Origin of the sequence: Paraburkholderia sp. NMBU_R16 (genome assembly GCF_013282575.1) — a bacterium.
Classification (GTDB): Bacteria; Pseudomonadota; Gammaproteobacteria; order Burkholderiales; family Burkholderiaceae; genus Trinickia.
Window position 1 is genome coordinate 51,475 of sequence record NZ_JAAAYE010000033.1, and the last position, 18,758, is coordinate 70,232.

Annotated in this window: 16 protein-coding genes; 8 read left to right on the forward strand and 8 right to left on the reverse strand. The window is 65.0% G+C overall.

Translation table 11 applies throughout. The features are described from left to right. Positions 1 to 87 precede the first annotated feature (87 nt). Together GWC77_RS17695 and GWC77_RS17700 are read left to right on the forward strand one after the other, a co-directional pair. A complete protein-coding gene (locus GWC77_RS17695) occupies positions 88 to 2,037 on the forward strand; it encodes an ATP-binding cassette domain-containing protein (protein ID WP_173259075.1) in 1,950 nt (649 codons plus the stop codon). Positions 2,038 to 2,075: 38 nt separating this feature from the next. After that, positions 2,076 to 3,128 (forward strand): CaiB/BaiF CoA-transferase family protein, encoded by a 1,053-nt coding sequence (locus GWC77_RS17700; RefSeq protein WP_173259077.1) that lies wholly within the window; start codon positions 2,076 to 2,078, stop codon positions 3,126 to 3,128. Positions 3,129 to 3,196: 68 nt separating this feature from the next. Here the strand turns inward: GWC77_RS17700 and radA are convergent, their stop codons facing one another. Both radA and alr read right to left on the reverse strand, forming a co-directional pair. Next, positions 3,197 to 4,573 (reverse strand): DNA repair protein RadA, encoded by a 1,377-nt coding sequence (gene radA / locus GWC77_RS17705; RefSeq protein WP_173259079.1) that lies wholly within the window; start codon positions 4,571 to 4,573, stop codon positions 3,197 to 3,199. Between the two features lie 92 nt (positions 4,574 to 4,665). Continuing rightward, positions 4,666 to 5,736, reverse strand: coding sequence for an alanine racemase (gene alr, locus GWC77_RS17710; protein ID WP_173259081.1), 1,071 nt, complete (start codon positions 5,734 to 5,736; stop codon positions 4,666 to 4,668). A 234-nt stretch (positions 5,737 to 5,970) separates the two neighbouring features. Here alr and lplT point away from each other — a divergent pair, with 234 nt between their 5' ends. Together lplT and thiD are read left to right on the forward strand one after the other, a co-directional pair. Continuing rightward, positions 5,971 to 7,278, forward strand: a complete 1,308-nt coding sequence (lplT, locus tag GWC77_RS17715; protein WP_173259082.1) for a lysophospholipid transporter LplT — start codon at positions 5,971 to 5,973, stop codon at positions 7,276 to 7,278. Between the two features lie 36 nt (positions 7,279 to 7,314). Next, a complete protein-coding gene (thiD, locus tag GWC77_RS17720; protein WP_173259084.1) occupies positions 7,315 to 8,121 on the forward strand; it encodes a bifunctional hydroxymethylpyrimidine kinase/phosphomethylpyrimidine kinase in 807 nt (268 codons plus the stop codon). Here thiD and GWC77_RS17725 read toward each other — a convergent pair. The 4 genes from GWC77_RS17725 to tsaB are packed head-to-tail and all read right to left on the reverse strand — an operon-like array spanning position 8,106 to position 11,269. Continuing rightward, positions 8,106 to 9,104 carry a DUF1853 family protein gene (locus tag GWC77_RS17725; RefSeq protein WP_173259086.1) on the reverse strand — a complete coding sequence of 333 codons (999 nt, stop codon included), beginning with the start codon at positions 9,102 to 9,104 and terminating at the stop codon, positions 8,106 to 8,108. The genes thiD and GWC77_RS17725 overlap by 16 nt on opposite strands. After that, entirely contained in the window at positions 9,101 to 10,027 is a 927-nt protein-coding gene (locus GWC77_RS17730) for a uracil-DNA glycosylase family protein (RefSeq protein WP_173259088.1), read from the reverse strand. Before GWC77_RS17730 ends, GWC77_RS17725 begins: the two co-directional genes overlap by 4 nt. Next, positions 10,014 to 10,508 carry a ribosomal protein S18-alanine N-acetyltransferase gene (rimI, locus tag GWC77_RS17735; RefSeq protein ID WP_173259090.1) on the reverse strand — a complete coding sequence of 165 codons (495 nt, stop codon included), beginning with the start codon at positions 10,506 to 10,508 and terminating at the stop codon, positions 10,014 to 10,016. The genes GWC77_RS17730 and rimI overlap by 14 nt, the downstream gene beginning before the upstream one ends. Next, positions 10,505 to 11,269, reverse strand: a complete 765-nt coding sequence (gene tsaB, locus GWC77_RS17740; protein WP_173259092.1) for a tRNA (adenosine(37)-N6)-threonylcarbamoyltransferase complex dimerization subunit type 1 TsaB — start codon at positions 11,267 to 11,269, stop codon at positions 10,505 to 10,507. The genes rimI and tsaB overlap by 4 nt, the downstream gene beginning before the upstream one ends. A 187-nt stretch (positions 11,270 to 11,456) precedes the next feature. Here tsaB and GWC77_RS17745 point away from each other — a divergent pair, with 187 nt between their 5' ends. From GWC77_RS17745 to aceA, 3 genes are all read left to right on the forward strand, one after another. Next, entirely contained in the window at positions 11,457 to 11,726 is a 270-nt protein-coding gene (locus tag GWC77_RS17745; RefSeq protein WP_173259094.1) for an acyl-CoA-binding protein, read from the forward strand. A 375-nt stretch (positions 11,727 to 12,101) separates the two neighbouring features. Further along, positions 12,102 to 13,640, forward strand: coding sequence for a DEAD/DEAH box helicase (locus GWC77_RS17750; RefSeq protein ID WP_173259096.1), 1,539 nt, complete (start codon positions 12,102 to 12,104; stop codon positions 13,638 to 13,640). Positions 13,641 to 14,051: 411 nt separating this feature from the next. Beyond that, positions 14,052 to 15,359, forward strand: a complete 1,308-nt coding sequence (gene aceA, locus GWC77_RS17755; protein ID WP_173259098.1) for an isocitrate lyase — start codon at positions 14,052 to 14,054, stop codon at positions 15,357 to 15,359. Positions 15,360 to 15,456: 97 nt separating this feature from the next. Here aceA and GWC77_RS17760 read toward each other — a convergent pair whose 3' ends face one another. Together GWC77_RS17760 and GWC77_RS17765 are read right to left on the reverse strand one after the other, a co-directional pair. Continuing rightward, entirely contained in the window at positions 15,457 to 15,891 is a 435-nt protein-coding gene (locus tag GWC77_RS17760) for a universal stress protein (RefSeq protein WP_173259099.1), read from the reverse strand. A 151-nt stretch (positions 15,892 to 16,042) separates the two neighbouring features. Then, the gene (locus tag GWC77_RS17765; RefSeq protein ID WP_173259101.1) at positions 16,043 to 16,945 is read right to left on the reverse strand and encodes a LysR family transcriptional regulator; all 903 of its coding nucleotides are present in this window, start codon (positions 16,943 to 16,945) and stop codon (positions 16,043 to 16,045) included. A gap of 141 nt (positions 16,946 to 17,086) precedes the next feature. Between GWC77_RS17765 and aceB the strand changes: the two genes are divergently transcribed. Beyond that, a complete protein-coding gene (gene aceB / locus GWC77_RS17770; protein WP_173259103.1) occupies positions 17,087 to 18,655 on the forward strand; it encodes a malate synthase A in 1,569 nt (522 codons plus the stop codon). Positions 18,656 to 18,758 lie beyond the last annotated feature (103 nt).

Sequence of the window (18,758 nt, forward strand, 5' to 3'; positions counted from 1 at the left end):
GTCTATGCGATATCGGGGCCAAACTGAGCGAGCCCGATTACGGCAGCCCCGTCTAAAATAGCGTTTTTCGAGCCGTCAAATTCCGTCGTGATCCGTTTCAACCAATTCAGCCTCTCGCGCGGCGTCAAGCCCCTTTTCGAAGCCACGTCGTTCGTCCTCAATCCGGGCGAGAAAGCCGGACTCGTCGGCGCCAACGGCGCGGGCAAGTCGACGCTTTTCGCGGTCTTGCGCGGCGAGCTGCATGCCGACGCGGGCGATGTTTCGCTGCCGCCCACCTGGCGCATCGCGCATGTGGCGCAGGACACACCGGCCGCCGAGAAATCGGCGCTCGAATATACGCTCGACGGCGACGCCGATTTGCGCGAGGTCGAAGCGCGCATCGCCGCAGCCGAACGCGCCCATGACGGCGAGGCCCTTGCCCACGAGCATGCAGCCTTCGCCGATGCGGACGGCTATACGGCGCCCGCCCGCGCCGAGGCGCTGCTGCTCGGGCTAGGCTTTACGCTCGCGCAAACGCGAGAAAGCGTCGCGAGCTTTTCGGGCGGCTGGCGTATGCGGCTGAACCTCGCGCAGGCACTGATGTGCCGCTCCGACTTGCTGCTGCTCGACGAGCCGACGAATCACCTCGATCTCGACGCGATCGTCTGGCTCGAGGACTGGCTGCACCGCTACCCCGGCACGCTGATCGTGATTTCGCATGACCGCGAGTTCCTGGACTCCGTTTGCAACGTCACGCTACATCTCGAAAACCGGCGGGTGACGCGCTACGGCGGCAACTACTCGCAGTTCGAGATCCTTCGCGCGCAGCAGCTTGCGTTGCAGCAAAGCGCCTACGAAAAGCAGCAAAAGACAGTCGCCCATCTGCAAAGCTTCATCGATCGCTTCAAGGCCAAGGCCACCAAGGCGCGGCAGGCGCAAAGCCGCATGAAGGCGCTCGAGAAAATGGAGCTCATCGCGCCGGCTCACGTGGCGTCGCCTTTCACGTTCGAGTTTCGCGAGCCCGATGCCGCGCCGAATCCGATGCTCGTCATGGAGGACGTACGGTGCGGTTACCGCGGCGATGGCAGCGACATCGACATCCCGATCCTCGAAGGCGTGACGCTGTCGATCCAGAACGGTCAGCGCATCGGGCTGCTGGGCGCGAACGGCCAAGGCAAATCGACGCTCGTCAAGACACTGGCGGGCACGCTCGCACCGCTCGCGGGCTCGATGCACCAGGGCCGCGGGCTCGTGATCGGGTACTTCGCCCAGCACCAGCTCGAAACGCTGCGGCCCGACGATTCGCCGCTGGCCCATCTAGCGCGCATCGCCCCCGATGCGCGCGAACAAGTGCTGCGCGACTTCCTGGGCGGCTTCAACTTTTCCGGCGACATGGCGAGCGCGCCGATCGCACCGTTCTCGGGCGGCGAAAAGGCGCGGCTTGCGCTGGCGCTCATCATCTGGCAAAAACCGAATCTGCTGTTGCTCGACGAGCCCACGAATCACCTCGATCTCGAAACGCGGCACGCGTTGACGATGGCGCTTGCGCAGTTCGAAGGGACGCTGATCCTCGTTTCGCATGACCGGCATCTGCTGCGAGCGAGCACCGACCAGTTCATGCTCGTCGCGCATCACCGTGTCGAGCCGTTCGATGGCGATCTCGACGACTATCGCGACTGGCTCCTCGAACACGCCGCCCAAGCACGTAGCGCGGCTCGAGCGGCGCATGCGGAGGAAGGTGAGGCGGCGGATGGTCTCACGGCCGGCGCGGGCAATCGCAAAGATCAGCGCCGCCAGGAGGCGCAGGCTCGACAGAAGCTCGCGCAACTGAAAAAGCCGCTGCAAACGAGAATTGCCAGAATCGAGAAAGAGATGGAAGCATTGAACGCGCAAAAGGCAGCTCTCGACGCGTTCGTTGCGGATGCGGCCAGCTATGAGCCCGCCATGAAGGCCCGGCTGACTGAAACGCTCAGGCAGCAAGCCGATGTCCAATCGCGCCTGGAGACGCTCGAAGCTCAGTGGCTCGACGCGCAGGAGGAACTCGAACAGATAAGCTAGCGCCCGGGCGCGGGCGCTCATTTCGACCGAGAGGAGGTGTGCTCTTGACTGCCCCGTTGCGAGGCCTGCGCGTGCTGGACCTTACCCGTTTGCTGCCCGGACCGCTCGCCACCTTGCGGCTGGCTGAGCTCGGCGCCGAAGTACTCAAGATCGAAGAGCCCGGTGCCGGCGACGGCGCACGGACGATGCTGCAAAGCGCGGCGGACCGGTCCGCGGGCCGGCCGAGCGCGTTTTACCGGCTCGTCAATCGCGGCAAACGTGAAACGCGGCTGGACTTGAAGAGCGAGACGGGCTGCACGGTGTTGCGCGCGCTCGTACGCGAATCGCATGTACTCGTCGAGAGCTTCCGGCCCGGCGTGATGGCTCGCCTGGGGCTCGATTATGCGAGCCTCGCCAAGATCAATCCCAAACTGGTCTACTGCGCGATCACCGGCTATGGCGCAAACGGGCCGTTCGCGCATCGGCCCGGACACGATATCAACTACCTGGCTTACGCCGGTGTCCTCGATCAAATCCGAGGGGCGGACGGCACGCCCGTCATTCCGAACATTCAGATCGCGGATATTCTCGGCGGCGCATCGACGGCTCTTACCCGGATTCTCGCCGCGCTATGGCAGGTCGCGCAGGGAGGCGGCGGCTCGTTTCTCGACATATCGATGACGCATGCCATCCGCGCCTGCAACGTCGTGGCCCACACCACACTCGAGAATGCCGGCGGGCAGCACGCTGCATCGGCGGACCTCGCCGCCGGACACGGGCTGATGAACGGCGGCGCGCCTTGCTACAACGTCTACAAGACCGCTGACGGGCGCTGGCTGGCCATCGGCGCGCTGGAACTCAAGTTCTGGGAGAAGCTGTGCCGCGCGTTGGGGCGCGAGGATTGGACGAGTCGCCACTGGAGCCTCGGTCAGGCGGCGGGCGGCGCCGACGCTGCATCGCTGACGCGCGAGCTGGCCGCGCGCATCGCCAGCGAGCCGCTCGCGGCCTGGCTCGCATTGCTCGAGCCGCTCGATTGCTGCGTGAGCCCCGTGTTGACCGTCGAGGAAGCGCGCCAGCACCTTTTGTTCACGACGACGGATGCGGACTCGTAGCGGGTACTTCGCGCACGCGCGCCTGCACCATGCGCTCGCCGCGCAGGGCGCCATCGCCCTGCCAGCGGCTACTCCAGCTCCTTGACGCGCCCGATCGCCTCGTCGATTCGCTCGACGGCCAATACCTGCAGTCCCTCGATCGGCTGCTTCGGCGCGTTCGCCTTCGGAATCAGCGCCGCCGTGAAACCGAGCTTGGCCGCTTCCTTGAGCCGTTCCTGGCCCCGCGGCGACGGCCGGATTTCACCGGCCAGCCCGACTTCGCCGAACACGATCAGCCCCTTCGGCAGCGGCTTGTTGCGCATCGACGAGTGGATTGCCAGCAAAACGGCCAGATCCGCGGCCGGTTCTGCGATCTTCACGCCGCCCACCGCGTTGAGGAACACGTCCTGATCGAAACAGGCGATGCCGGCATGCCGATGCAGCACGGCAAGCAGCATCGCGAGCCGGTTTTGCTCGAGCCCGACGGCCAAACGGCGCGGATTCGGTACATGCGCCGTATCGACGAGCGCCTGAATTTCGACCAGCAGTGGCCGCGACCCCTCTTGCGTCACGAGCACGCACGAGCCCGGTACGATCTGCTCGTGCTGCGAGAGAAACAGCGCCGAGGGGTTCGCCACGCCGCGTAGCCCGCGTTCCGTCATCGCAAAAACGCCGAGTTCATTGACGGCGCCGAAGCGGTTCTTGAACGCACGTACGAGCCTGAACGACGAATGGGTATCGCCTTCGAAGTAAAGCACGGTGTCGACGATATGCTCGAGCACGCGCGGGCCTGCAAGACTGCCCTCCTTCGTCACGTGGCCGACCATGACGACCGTCGTCCCGGATTGCTTGGCGAGCCGCGTGAGCTGTGCCGCACACTCGCGCACCTGGGCGACCGAGCCCGGCGCTGAGCTCAGCGCGTCGGAATAGATCGTTTGAATCGAATCGACCACGGCGACATCGGGCCGCTCCGCCTCGATCGCCGCCTGGATCTTTTCGAGCTGAATCTCGGCGAGCAGCCTCAGCTCGGCCGCCTTCGAGCCTGGCTCGACAAGCGCCAGCCGCTGCGCACGCAGGCCGATCTGGGCCGCCGATTCCTCGCCGCTGATATAGAGTGCACGGCGCTCTTCGGCCAGCGCGGCGAGCGACTGCAGGAGCAGCGTCGATTTGCCGATGCCGGGATCGCCGCCGATCAATACAACGGCCCCTGCGACGAAGCCGCCCCCCAGTACGCGATCGAACTCCCCGATGCCGGTGGAAAACCGCGGCACGTCGGCCGCTTCGATATCGGCGAGCCGTTGCACGGGGGCGGTTTTCGCGAGCGATTGGAAGCGATGTGCGCCGGCGGCCGGTGCGATCGTCTCGACGAGCGTGTTCCACGCTCCGCAGGCCGGACACTGCCCTTGCCATTTGGGAGATTGTCCGCCGCACTCGGTACAGCTATACGTCGTTTTTTGTTTTGCCACGCGCTATGGGTCCGCTGCCCGGCCGTGCCGGTTCGGTCGTTCTAGAGGGTTTCAATGGTGGTCGACGGGTACGACTCAACCGGTGTGCGGAGCTATTCGGCGCGCACGGGCACGCGTTGCGCCACCGCGCACATGAGCTCGTAGCCGATCGTGCCGCAGGCGCGCGCGACATCGTCGATCGGCACCTGCGCACCCCAGAGCTCGACGCGCGAGCCGACATTGGCCGCCGGGCATGGCGTGAGATCGACGGTCAGCATATCCATCGAAACACGTCCGATCACGCGCGTGCGAATGCCGTCGACGACGATCGGCGTGCCGTCGGGCGCACAGCGCGGATAGCCGTCGGCGTAGCCGCAAGCCACGACCCCGATGCGCATCGGACCCGGCGCCGAGAACGCCGAGCCGTAGCCGACAGTCTGCCCGGCGCTCAGCGTTTGCACGGCGATCAGCTCCGAGGCGAGCGTCATGGCCGGCTGCAGGCCGGTGCCTTCGATCGCAGCGGTGACGCCCGAGGGCGATGCACCGTAAAGGATGATGCCCGGGCGCACCCAGTCGAAATGCGCGGCAGGGTGCCAGAGCGTCGCGGCCGAGTTGGCAAGACTGCGCGCGCCCGCGATGCCTTCGGCACCGCGCTCGAATGCTGCCAGCTGCTCATCGATGCCGCGCTCGCTGTCCGCATCGGCAAAATGCGTCATCAGCGCGATCTGACCGACTCCCGGGCATGCGCGAGCCCGTTCCCACGCGGCCCGGAACTTCTCGGGCGTGTACCCGAGCCGGTTCATCCCCGTATTCATCTTGAGTTGAATGTTGACGGGCTTCGAGAGCCGCGCCATTTCGAGCATTCGCAACTGCTCGTCGCAGTGCACCGTCGTGGTGAGGCTGTACCGGTCGATCACGTCGATGTCGGTCGGCCGGAAAAATCCTTCCAGCAGGAGAATCGGCCCGGCCCAGCCGAGCTCGCGCAACTTGACCGCCTCTTCGAGATCGAGCAGACCGAAACCGTCGGTTGCTCGAAGGCCCGGGAACGCACGGGCCAATCCGTGGCCATAGGCATTGGCTTTGACGACTGCCCAGACCTTGGAGTTCGGCGCGTGGCGGCGGGCGACAGCGAGGTTGTTGGCCAGGGCGGCGGTGTGGATGGTGGCGAGAAGCGGGCGCGGCATGGGTGTTTTCGTAAGAACTTAAGGGCGCAAGCAGGCGCTATCGGGCGCTCGTGGCGCTCCTTTCGCGCGGGTGAACGGCTGCTTGGCGCCGCCTGGGCAACGCGAGCAGCCGTCCGAAGGCACCTATTTTCGTGATATAAAGCCGTGCGCACAACCCATTTCGAACGGCATAGGCCCAAACGCGTCGCTCGCGAGGAGCCAGGACAAGGCACAACGAGGACAGCACCGCATCTGATGAAAAAAGGTTTTTATTCCATCATGGCCGCGCAGTTTTTTTCGTCGCTGGCCGATAGTGCCCTTCTGATTGCCGCCATCGCTCTGCTCAAAGACCTGCATGCCCAGAACTGGATGACGCCGCTGCTCAAGCTGTTTTTCGTCCTCTCGTATGTGGTGCTCGCAGCGTTCGTCGGTGCGTTTGCCGATTCCCGCCCCAAAGGGCGCGTCATGTTCGTCACCAACACCATCAAGATCGCCGGCTGCATCGTCATGATGGTCGGGGCGCACCCGCTGCTCGCTTATGGCATCGTCGGGTTCGGCGCGGCGGCCTATTCGCCCGCGAAATACGGCATCCTCACCGAACTGCTGCCGCCCGAGCGGCTCGTCGCGGCAAACGGGTGGATCGAAGGGACCACGGTCGCATCGATCATCCTCGGTACCGTGCTCGGGGGCGCACTCATCAGCCCCCATATCGCCGTGCATATCCTCCGGCACCATATTCCGCTCGTCGCTACGCCGGCCGAAGCCGCGATGCTCGTCATCGTCGGCATCTACATCGTTGCGGCGCTCTTCAACCTGCGCATCCCCGATACCGGCGCACGGTATCCGCGGCAGGAACACGGTCCGATCAAGCTCGTCACCGATTTCGCGGATTGCTTCCTGACGCTGTGGCGCGACAAGCTCGGCCAGATCTCGCTGGCGGTCACGACGCTGTTCTGGGGCGCGGGCGCGACGCTTCAGTTCATCGTGCTGAAATGGGCCGAAGTCTCGCTCGGCATGTCGCTGTCCGAAGGTGCGATCCTTCAGGCCGTGGTCGCGCTCGGGGTAGCCTTCGGCGCGATGGCAGCCGCAGCCAAGGTGCCGCTCAAGAAGTCGCTGACCGTACTGCCCGTCGGCGTGCTCATGGGTATCGCCGTCATGCTCATGGCCTTTTACACGCGCCATCTGATTCCCGCGAACTGGGGCCTTTACTTCGGGCGCGTGCACGTCCCCGGCTATCTGATCATCGCCTACTTGTTTCTCATGGTCGTCGGCGCCCTGTCGGGCTTTTTCGTGGTGCCGATGAATGCGCTGCTCCAGCATCGCGGGCACGTACTGCTTTCTGCGGGACATTCGATCGCCGTGCAGAATTTCAACGAGAATCTGTCCGTGCTGATCATGCTGTGCCTTTACGCGGTGCTCGTCTGGCTCGATGTGCCGGTATCGATCGTGATCGTGCTGTTCGGTACGTTCGTCTGTCTGATGATGTGGGTGGTCATGCGGCGCCACCAGGCCAATCAGCGCGCTTTCGATGCAGTCGCGCTGATCGGCGAAGTCAAACACTGAGTCGAGCACGAGGCCGGCACGGGCCGGGGAGTCGCCATGTCGCATGCCATACCGAACGTCCTTTCGATCGCCGGCTCCGACTCGAGCGGCGGCGCGGGAATCCAGGCCGACCTCAAGACGTTCTCGGCGCTCGGTGCCTACGGCGCGAGCGTCGTCACGGCGCTGACCGCTCAGAACACGCGCGGCGTCTTCGCCGTGCACGCGCCCGACGCGGCATTCGTCGGCGCCCAGCTCGATGCGGTTTTCAGCGACATTCGCATCGATGCAGTCAAGATCGGCATGCTTGCCAACATCGATATCGTGCGCGCCGTAGCCGGTGCGCTGCGCCAGTATCGACCGCCGTTCGTCGTACTCGACACCGTCATCCTTTCGTCGAGCCGGCACCCTCTTCTGGCCCCCGACGCCGTGGCCGCCATGCGCGACGAGCTCGTACCGCTCGCAAGCCTCGTGACGCCCAATCTGCCCGAAGCGGCGGCGCTCGTCGGCCGCCCCGAGGCCACCGACGAGGCGGCCATGCTCGATCAGGCGCAGGCGCTGCGGGCGCTGGGCGCCCGAGCCGTATTGATGAAGGGGGGTCACCTCGGCGGTGCACAAAGCCCGGATTGGCTCGTCGAAGCCACGAACACGAGGCGGTTCGGCGCGGCGCGGCTGACAGTACCGCATACGCACGGCACAGGCTGCACGCTCTCCTCCGCCATCGCCGCGCTGATGCCGCGGCATAGCGATCTCGGCGACGCAATCGCCGGAGCCAAGGCCTATTTGCTCGATGCGATGCGCGAAAGCGTACGGCTCGACGTGGGTAGCGGTACCGGCCCGCTCCATCACTTTTATCGCTGGTGGTAGGACTGCCGGGCGAAGACTGCCGCCGCCCGCGGCCAGTCGTCCGGGACGACAAAGCCGCGCGCCTGCTCGACCCACGCCTCGCCCGAGGCCGAACGGCCGAAGGCGGCCACCATCGTCGGTCCGCTCTGCGAGGCCAGTCGTGCGGCGAGCGTATCGGCCGACACGAATTCCCCCGCTTGCGCCGCACGCTCGCATCGCGGGGCGAGCCACGCAAGGCGCGGTAGCACGGCCCAGGCGTCGGCACGGCCCGCGGCAAAACGCGGCAACGCCGCGCGCTCGAGCCAGAACCCCCGCGCATGCCGCGGATCGATCGCCGCCGGCATCGGCGGCAGTTCGAGCCCGCCCGACGCTTCGTCCCATCGATAGAAAAGCCAGCCTTTCACGAACATCCGCGCGTCCCACGGGCCCGCATGACCGAGCGACGCGAACTCGTCGCGCGCGGAAAGCGGCAGTTGGTGCTCGACGAGATGCGCGAGCTTCAGGTCGAAGCGGTCTTGCAAGTTCGGGCCCACGTAGTCGGCGAGCGAGGCATCGGTGCCGCCCGCATGCAAATAGCATTTGACCGCGAGTTCCCAATGCAGACGCAATCCGCCCGGTGTCCGGATCAGAAAATCGCATTCGCCGAGTGTGCGGCCCGCCCGGCGCAAGGCGACGTTCGCCGCAACGAGCCTCAGCGAAGGGCCGTGCTCGAGGAAAAATGCGAGCAGGCATTCCGCGTAGCGGCCCAACCGGGTGAATCGCGATGCGGCAAGGCACTCGCGCAGCGGTGCCGGGTCGCGCTCGAGCGTCAGAAGCCACGCGACACTGGCCGCGGCGTCGGCCGGACCGTCGAAAGGCTCGGCAAGCATGCCGAGCGGTGGCTGCGGCCGCAAAAGCGACGGGCTGAAAAGCAGCCATGCGAGATCCCGGACGGCCGGCTCATGGAGCCGGTCGAGCAACACATCGAGCGCGACCGCCTCGGCTGCCGGCTCGAACGCGCTCATTCACCCGCCCGTTCGGAAAGCGCTTGCCGATAGATGTCGTCCGCGAGACACAGGTCAGCCCACGCTTTCGCCTTGTCCGGCAGACTGCGCAGCAGATAAGCGGGGTGATAGGTGACGACGACGGGCACGCCCTCGTATCGGTGCACGCGTCCGCGCAGCGACGAAATGCTTGCATCCGTCTTCAACAGGTTTTGCGCCGCCACACGCCCCAGCGCGACGATCAGCTTGGGCTTGACGAGCGCGACTTGCCGCTGGAGATACGGTTCGCAGCGCGCCACTTCGTCGGGCTCGGGATTGCGGTTGCCGGGCGGCCGGCATTTGACGACGTTGGCGATATAGACGTTCTCGCCGCGCGCGAGCGCCAGCGCGCGCAGCATGCTGTCGAGCAGCTTGCCGGCCTGGCCGACGAACGGTTCGCCTTGCTTGTCCTCGTTTTCGCCCGGCGCCTCGCCGATCAGCATCCAATCGGCCTCGCGATCGCCGACCCCGAACACGGTGCGCGTGCGTTTCTCGCACAGGCGGCATTGCTCGCAGCCAGCCACGCGGGCTTCGAGCGCCTCCCAGTCGAGTGCCGCGACACCGGCGCGATCGATCGTCGGCGTCGGCCGAGACGGATGCTCCGCCACTTCGCCGAATGCTTCGAGCAACGCATCGGCTTCCTGATCGGGTGCATCGCGTGGGTCGGGTGTATCGAGCCGGTCGGGTCCGCCGAGTTCGGTGGACGGCATCGCCTCGGCGCGTACGGCAGGCGCCGGTGCAACCGAGTTCGGCGTGGACGCAGACTGCTCGGCAGCGGGCATTCCGGCCTCGCCTTCCCGGCCTTCCCGGCCTTCCCCGCCTGCACGCGATGCCGTGCGAGCGCCGCGCCGAGCCCAAAGCGGTGCAAGTCCCAGCACGTCCAGCGCGGCTTCATCGAGCGCCATGCGCATCCTCCTTCGGAAATGTGAATCGCATGACGAGTGCGTCCTCGCGGCCGCGATGCCGCGCCGGATAGTAGTGCTTGCGGCGCCCGATCGTCGAGAAGCCGAAGCGTTCATACAGCTTCACGGCCCGGACGTTGGACGGCCGGACCTCGAGCAGCAGGCCCGTCAGGCCCTTGCTGCGCGCGAGGCGCGCCGCTTCGCGCAACAACGCGAGGCCCGCGCCCGTGCGCTGCGCCTGCGGCGCGACGCATAAATTGAGCAGGTGCATTTCGTCGACGACAGGCATCAGCACGCAGTACCCGATGAGCGTGCCGGTGACGTGGCGCATGCAAACGCCGAAGTAACCATTGCGCAGCGAGTCTTCGAAATTGCCGCGTGACCAGGGGAACTCGTAGGCTTCGCGCTCGACATAAGCCACCTCGTCGAGATCGGCATCGGTCATCGGCGACATATACCGATCGGCCAGCAACACGCCACTCATTGCCCGCGCCCCTCCTCGCGCACCGCGCGGACCGCTTCGCGTTCGGCGCTCGTTTGAGCCACCTTGTCGCGGACGTACTGGGGGGCAGCCTGCTCGGCCGGCACGACACGCCCGGCGCGATAGGCTCGCCACGCGGCATGCGCGAGCGGCACGGCATGCGGCACCGCTTCGCTATCCACTGTCCGCGCAGCGCCAGCCGCGGCGAGCCGGTCCCCGAACGCGGCCGCCGCATTGCCGGCCAAGGTGAACGGTTCGGAAGGAATGGCGAGCGCGCCGGGATCGCCGAGTGCGGGTGCCGAAACGATGCCCCATTCGGCCGAATCCGCGTTCCATGCGTAATCGGCCCAGTAGACCTCGCCCATGCGCGCATCGAGCACGGCGAGCACCCGCATGGCCGCGGGGTCGCGCAAACGCGCGCTTTCCGCGCAGACGAGCAGCGTGCTTACAGGGACCACCGGTAGCGCGAGACCGAAGGCGAGGCCTTGCGCGACGCCTGCCGCGGTGCGTAGCCCCGTAAACGAACCGGGGCCGGCGCCAAAGGCGATCGCATTGCAATCGCGCAACGTCAAACCGGCTTCGTCGAACAACTCCTTCACGGCGGGCAGCACGCGGGCGCTGGATACCGCGCCTGTTTTCTCATGACGTGCCAGCACGCGCGGCGCCGCGGCGGGCGGCTGGCCGGCGCAGGCATCGGCGTCGAGCAGCGCCACCGAGCAATATTCGGTCGAGGTATCGAGAGCAAGCAGAACAGTTCGGGTCATGGCCGCTATTGTAATGCGGCGCCCGTCGGTTCCGGATCGCAAACGGGCTGCCTGCGCGGCCCGATGTGCGCGGCCCGATGTGCGCGGCCCGACCTACGCGGCCCGAACGTTTGGAAGGTTTGCTCGATGTTTTCAGAGACGGAGCTTGCTATGATCGGCCGCCCAATCGCTCCACAGGGAGAATCTAATGAGCACACTCGATGCGCGCTTCGAGCAGGCACAGACGGACGTCAAGGCACTGCCCGAGAAACCGGGCAACATGACGCTGCTGCGCCTTTACGCACTTTTCAAGCAGGCGACCGAGGGCGACGTGCACGGCGAAAAACCCGGTTTCGCCGATATCGTCGGCAAGTACAAACACGACGCGTGGGCTTCGCTGAAAGGAACCGCGCAGGACGAGGCGAAGCAACAGTATGTCGAGCTGGTCGAGTCGCTCAAGAGCGGCACGGCATCCTAGCAACCGCCAGTTTTTGGAGTCGTGGGTGGCGCAGCGCAGCAAAAACCCTTATACTGCGGCCTGCGCTTCGCCACACAAATGTGCCAAAGGTGTTTTCGGCCTTTCCCGCGGTGCAGCGCTGCGTAGCGTTTTGCTCCAATCCAGTTTAGAAACTGTCCCCTCCTGCCCAGGCCCCTGCGGGCCGTCTCGATCAGGCTGGCGGCGATGCCACACCGGCATCCCGCACTCGATACAGCTTCTAACGAAAAGCTCGCCGTAACTTGCGGGCTGCCCCCGTTTTTCGATTTGCTCGCTGAAGTATTGCATGCTGAATCCGACGACTTGGGTGATGCCGATTGGCGCCGACGTTCCTTCCCACAGTTGTTAAGGATTCTCATGACTTCGAGCTTCACCTCTCCCCTGACCGCCATCGCCGATCAAGCACTCGGTCTCGACATCGATACCGCGCCCGCCGCACCCGCCGCCGACTCCGTCGAGACGGCCGGTTCCGGCTTCGCCGCGCTCGGTCTGTCGTCCGAGATCGTTTCGGCGCTGATGGCCGCGGGCTACGTCAAGCCCACCCCGGTGCAAGAGCGCGCGATCCCCGCGGCCATCGCCGGGCGTGACCTGCTCGTCTCGAGCCCGACCGGTTCGGGCAAGACGGCGGCGTTCATGCTGCCGGCGATCGAGCGTTTCGCTCAGTTGCAAAAGACGAAAACCGCCGAGCCGCGCGATGCAGCCGGCGAACGCCGCACGCGCCGCGGCCCGCCCGTGGCACGGCCGAGCCTGCTCGTGCTGACTCCGACGCGCGAGCTGGCCATGCAGGTGACGACGGCCGCATCGACGTACGGCAAGCACCTGCGGCGTCTGCGTACGGTCAGCATTCTGGGCGGCGTCGCCTACGGTCAACAGTTGACGCTGCTGGCCAAAAACCCCGAGATCCTCGTTGCCACGCCGGGACGTTTGCTCGATCACCTCGAGCGCGGCCGCATCGATTTGTCGGAGCTGCAAATCCTCGTGATCGATGAAGCGGACCGCATGCTCGACATGGGCTTCATCGACGATATCGAAACGATCGTCGCGGCCACGCCGGCCACGCGCCAGACGATGTTCTTCTCCGCTACGCTCGACGGCAAGATCGGCTCGCTGACGAACCGCCTGCTGCGGAATCCCGAGCGCATCGAAATCGAGCATCGCCCCGAATCGCGCGCCAACATCGCGCAAGCGATTCACTACGTCGACGACCGCGACCACAAAGACCGCCTGCTCGACCATTTGCTGCGCGACACGGCGCTCGATCAGGCGATCGTCTTCACCGCGACGAAAAGCGAAGCCGACCAGCTGGCCGGCCGTCTCGCCGATGCCGGCTTCGCCTCGGCGGCGCTGCATGGCGATCTGCCGCAAGGCGCCCGCAATCGCACGATCCGCGCGCTGCGCGAGCGCCGTGTGCGCGTGCTCGTCGCGACCGACGTGGCTGCGCGCGGCATCGATATTCCCGGCGTCACGCACGTGTTCAATTACGACCTGCCGAAGTTCGCGGAAGACTACGTGCACCGGATCGGCCGTACCGGCCGGGCCGGCCGCACCGGCACGGCCGTCAGCCTCGTCAATCACGCCGAATTCGGTGCGCTCAAGCGCATCGAGCGGTTCGTGCGTACGACGCTGCCTGTCAACGTGGTCGCAGGCTTCGAGCCGCGCAAGGCACCGCCGACGAACAATCGCGGCGGTTTCGGTGGCCGCGGCCGGCCTGGCAACAGCAGCGCGCCTCGCCGGTTCGGCTCGAACGCAAACGGCGGTGCGCGCAGCGGCAGCGGCTCGTACAGCCATGGCGAAGGCCGTGGCGCCCCCGGCGGCCGTCCCAACGGCGGTTCGCGCGACGGCTATCAGGGTCGGCGTGGCGATTCGGCCCGCGGCGGCGCACGCCGCAGCAGCTAACGACTGACGCATTGCGCTTTGTGAGGCCGACGGCCCCGCAAAGCGGGTTCCCTTAAGACCGGTGTCCATGGACACCGGTTTTTTTTTGCCGACTGAGTCGGGTCTTCAGCGCGTGTCTGCCTCCAAGGCCGAGACCGACAGCATTTCACAATGCGGAAAATTTTTTTGCGTCGTAAAAAACCGTGCTGCGTGGCACAACGTCGATCATTGCAGCATAGAAAACCGTCTTTCACATCATGATATTTTCACGCAACACATTGATAAATAAATAAAATTTTTGTCCAAAAAAGCGGATAGCATGGCTGTTGCGAAGTATCGGGTTTGCCTAGACTCTTATATAAGACTTCGCCACGTCGATGGCACGCGGCAGATGAATCGGTTTTTCCCTCATACGCAAACCAGGAGCACACCATGTCACGTCAACAGCAGGCTCAGGAACTTCAACGCCAGTGGGAAACGGACGCACGCTGGAAAGGCATCAAGCGCAGCTATACCGCCGAAGATGTCGTCCGTCTGCGCGGCTCCTTGCAAGCGGAACATACGCTCGCCCGCGTGGGAGCCGAAAAGCTTTGGAAGGCCGTCAATACCGAGCCGTTCGTCAATGCGCTCGGCGCGCTGACGGGCAATCAGGCCATGCAGCAGGTCAAAGCCGGCCTGAGAGCCATTTATCTGTCGGGCTGGCAGGTGGCCGGCGACGCGAACGTGGCCGGCGAGATGTATCCCGATCAATCGCTCTACCCCGCCAATTCGGTGCCGCTCGTGGTGAAGCGCATCAACAATACGTTGTCGCGTGCAGACCAGATCCAATGGTCCGAGGGCAAGAATCCCGGCGACGAAGGCTATATCGATTTCTTCGCGCCGATCGTTGCCGATGCGGAAGCCGGCTTCGGCGGCGTGCTCAACGCGTTCGAGCTCATGAAAGCCATGATCGAGGCGGGCGCCGCCGGCGTGCATTTCGAAGACCAGCTCGCTTCGGTCAAGAAATGCGGCCACATGGGCGGTAAAGTGCTCGTGCCGACGCGCGAAAACGTTGCCAAGCTGACCGCGGCGCGGCTCGCGGCGGACGTATGCGGGGTGCCGACCGTTCTCATCGCGCGCACCGACGCCGAAGCGGCTGATCTCGTGACCTCGGATATCGACGAAAACGACCGCCCCTTCCTGACTGGCGAGCGGACTGTGGAAGGCTTTTACAGGACGAAGCCGGGCCTGGCGCAAGCCGTGTCGCGCGGCCTGGCTTATGCGCCCTACGCCGATATGATCTGGTGCGAGACCGGCAAGCCGGACCTCGAATACGCGAAGAAATTCGCCGAAGCGATCCACAAGGTCTTCCCCGACAAGCTGCTGTCGTACAACTGCTCCCCGTCGTTCAACTGGAAGAAGAATCTCGACGATGCGACGATCGCCAAGTTCCAGAAGGAACTGGGTGCGATGGGCTACAAGTTCCAGTTCATCACGCTCGCCGGCTTCCATGCGCTGAACTACTCGATGTTCCACCTCGCGCACGGCTATGCCCGCACGCAGATGAGCGCCTTCGTCGAGTTGCAGCAAGCCGAATTCGAAGCTGCCGAAAAGGGCTTCACGGCGGTCAAGCATCAGCGCGAAGTCGGCACCGGCTATTTCGATGCTGTCACGCAAACCGTCGAAAGCGACGCGTCGACAACGGCGTTGCACGGCTCGACCGAAGACGAGCAGTTCTTCGACAGCAAGAAGGTCGCTTAAAGCAGGTCGGCAAGTCGCAGTCGCTGCGCCGCGGCCCAAGGGCCCGGCGCAGTTGAACCTCAGGCCCGGCAACGCCGACGCGTTGCCGGCCGCGGGCTCAGCGATAGACGATCACGGGAATCGTGGTGTGCGTGAGCACGCGCTGCGTCTCGCTGCCGATCAGCAGGCTGCCCAGCCCACGGCGCCCATGCGACGCCATGAAAATGACGTCGCAGCCGCCGCGCTCGGCTGCATCGATGATCCCGAGATACGGACAAGGATGCACGCTCGTCTCGCTCCTGCAACTCACACCGACGCGCTCGGCAGCCGCTTCGATCTCGTGCAGAAGCACGCGCGCTTCGCGCTCGCTGCGGGACTGAAAGTCTTCGGGCGGCTCGATCACCACCTCGGCGTAGGGCGAATACGGGTACTGCGGCAAGCAGGTGTAGGCAGTCACCCGCGCACCGACCGTCCGCGCAAGATCGATCGCCCCGTCGATCGCTTTTTGCGACAAATCCGAACCGTCGGTGGGAACCAGGATGTGCTTGAACATGGCCCTCTCCAGTACTGGCGACATCGCGCAGGAACACCCGCAGCGTCTTTTGCGCGCCTTGAGCCGGGTGCCTGAAGTCGATTGTAGTGCCCGCACCGCCCCGCTTTCGCGCAGCTACGGGACAGTCCGCATATCGAAAACCCGCCTGACACTATTGCCAGTAGCCGGGCTGAGCGTAGGTGTGCTTGAGGAAATCGAGGAAAAGACGGACGCGCAGCGGCAAATGCCGCCGTTGCGCGAACACCGCCTGAATGCCGATGGGCGGCGCCGCGAACCGGTCGAGCACCGTGACGAGGCGCCCTGCCGCGATGTCGCCACCGACCTCCCACCAGGAGCGCCAGGCAAGCCCGTGGCCGGCGAGGCACCACTCATGCAGGACCGCGCCATCGGAGCACTCCACCGAGCCACCGACCTTGATCGACACGACCTCGCCCGCCTGCTGGAAGGTCCAGACTCGCTGCTGGTTCGCGTTCGCCGCCAGCGTGAGGCAGTTGTGGCTCGCAAGCGCGGCGAGCGTCTCCGGCGCGCCGTGACGCGTGACATACGCGGGCGCCGCCACACAGACGCGCCGGTTTTCGCCGAGCTTGAGCGAGACGAGCGAGGAGTCGGACAGATCCCCGAGCCGCACGGCGCAGTCGAAGCCCTCGTTCACGAGATCGACGAGCCGATCCGACAGGTCGAGCGTGACGGAAACATCGGGATGGGCCGCCGCGAACTCGGGCACGAGCGGCGCAACGTGCTTGCGGCCAAAGCCGGCCGGTGCCGATACACGCAAATGGCCGCTCGCCTTGACGCCGCCGGCCGACACGCTCGCCTCCGCATCGGCGAGATCGCCGACGATCCGCTGGCAATCTTCGAGAAACGCCGCCCCCTCGAACGTGAGCGTCAGTTTGCGCGTCGTCCGCACGACAAGCCTCACGCCGAGCCGCTCTTCGAGTGCATCGAGCCGGCGCCCGATGACGGCAGGCGCCACGCCCTCGGCCTGGGCGGCCGCGGAAAGACTGCCTTTCGCCGCCACGGCGACGAAAGTCTCGATTTGCTTGAAGCGCGCCATGACCGGGGACGAAGAAATTGGAACAGCCGCAGATTATGTACCAAAAAGTCAAAGATCAATTAACTTTGCGACGCTTTTTTATACCAAATCATCACCAATAGAATGAGCGATTTTGCCATTTGACCGACCAAGGAGAAACACATGGCGAACACGTTGTCGCTGCCGCAAGGCATGGAGATCACCGGCGCGATCGAGCCCGGCTTCGAGACCATCCTGAGCCCCGACGCGCTTGCGCTCGTCGCGAAGCTGCATCGTCAGTTCGAACCTCGCCGGCGCGAGTTGCTCGAGCGGCGCGCGGCGCGCACGCGGCGGCTGGACGCGGGTGAGCGTCCCGACTTCCTGGCAGAAACGCAGTCGGTGCGCGACGGCGATTGGAGCATTGCGCCGCTGCCCAAGGATCTGGCCTGCCGACGTGTCGAAATCACGGGCCCGGTCGAGCGCAAGATGATCATCAATGCGCTGAACTCGGGTGCGGACGCGTACATGACCGACTTCGAGGATTCGAATACCCCGAACTGGCACAACCAGATCACCGGGCAATTGAATCTCAAGGATGCCGTGCGCCGTACGATCTCGCTCGAACAGAACGGCAAGCAATATCGGCTCAACGACAAGGTCGCCACACTGATCGTGCGTCCGCGCGGCTGGCATCTCGACGAGAAACACGTCAAGGTCGACGGCCAGCGCGTCTCGGGCGGCATCTTCGATTTCGCGCTTTACCTCTTTCACAATGCCCAGGAATTGATCGCGCGAGGCAGCGGCCCTTACTTCTACCTGCCGAAAATCGAAAGCCATCTTGAAGCGCGCCTGTGGAACGATGTCTTCATCGCGGCGCAGGAAGCGATTGGACTCGCGCGCGGGACGATCCGGGCAACGGTGCTCATCGAAACGATCCTCGCCGCCTTCGAGATGGATGAAATTCTCTACGAGTTGCGCGAGCACAGCTCGGGGCTGAACGCCGGCCGCTGGGACTACATCTTCTCGGCCATCAAGAAGTTCAAGAACGACAAGGCGTTTTGCCTCGCCGACCGCGCTCAGATCACGATGACCGTGCCGTTCATGCGCGCCTATGCGCTGCAGTTGCTGAAGACGTGCCACCGGCGCAACGCGCCCGCGATCGGCGGCATGAGTGCGCTGATTCCGATCAAGAGCGACGCAGCGGCGAACGAGAAAGCGATGGCGGGTGTGCGCGCCGATAAGGCGCGCGATGCAACCGACGGTTACGACGGCGGCTGGGTCGCGCATCCTGGCCTCGTGCCGCTCGCGATGGAAGAATTCGTCAAGGTGCTCGGCGACAAGCCGAATCAGATCGGCAAACGACGCGACGATGTACAGGTCACCGCCAAGGACCTGCTCGACTTCCGCCCGGAAGCCCCGATCACCGAGGCGGGTCTGCGCAACAACATCAACGTCGGCATCCATTATCTCGGATCATGGCTCGCGGGAAACGGGTGCGTGCCGATTCACAACCTGATGGAAGACGCGGCAACCGCCGAAATTTCGCGCTCGCAGGTCTGGCAATGGATCCGCTCGCCGAAGGGCACGCTCGACGACGGCCGCAAGGTCACGGCCGAACTCGTCCGCTCGCTGGCGCAGCAAGAGTTGGAAAAAGTAAAGCAGGCCGTTGATGGAGAAGCGGCGCCTTATGAGCGTGCGGCGCAGATCTTCGAGCAGATGTCGACATCGGATGCCGCGCGTCAAACAAGATGAGAGCAGCGCGTCAATCAGGATGAGAGTACTGGCGTGGCGGCAGCGGTGAAGGGCGTAGCCCGGAACCGCTGCCGCCACGCCGCGCCGAGCAGTCCCCCGTCAT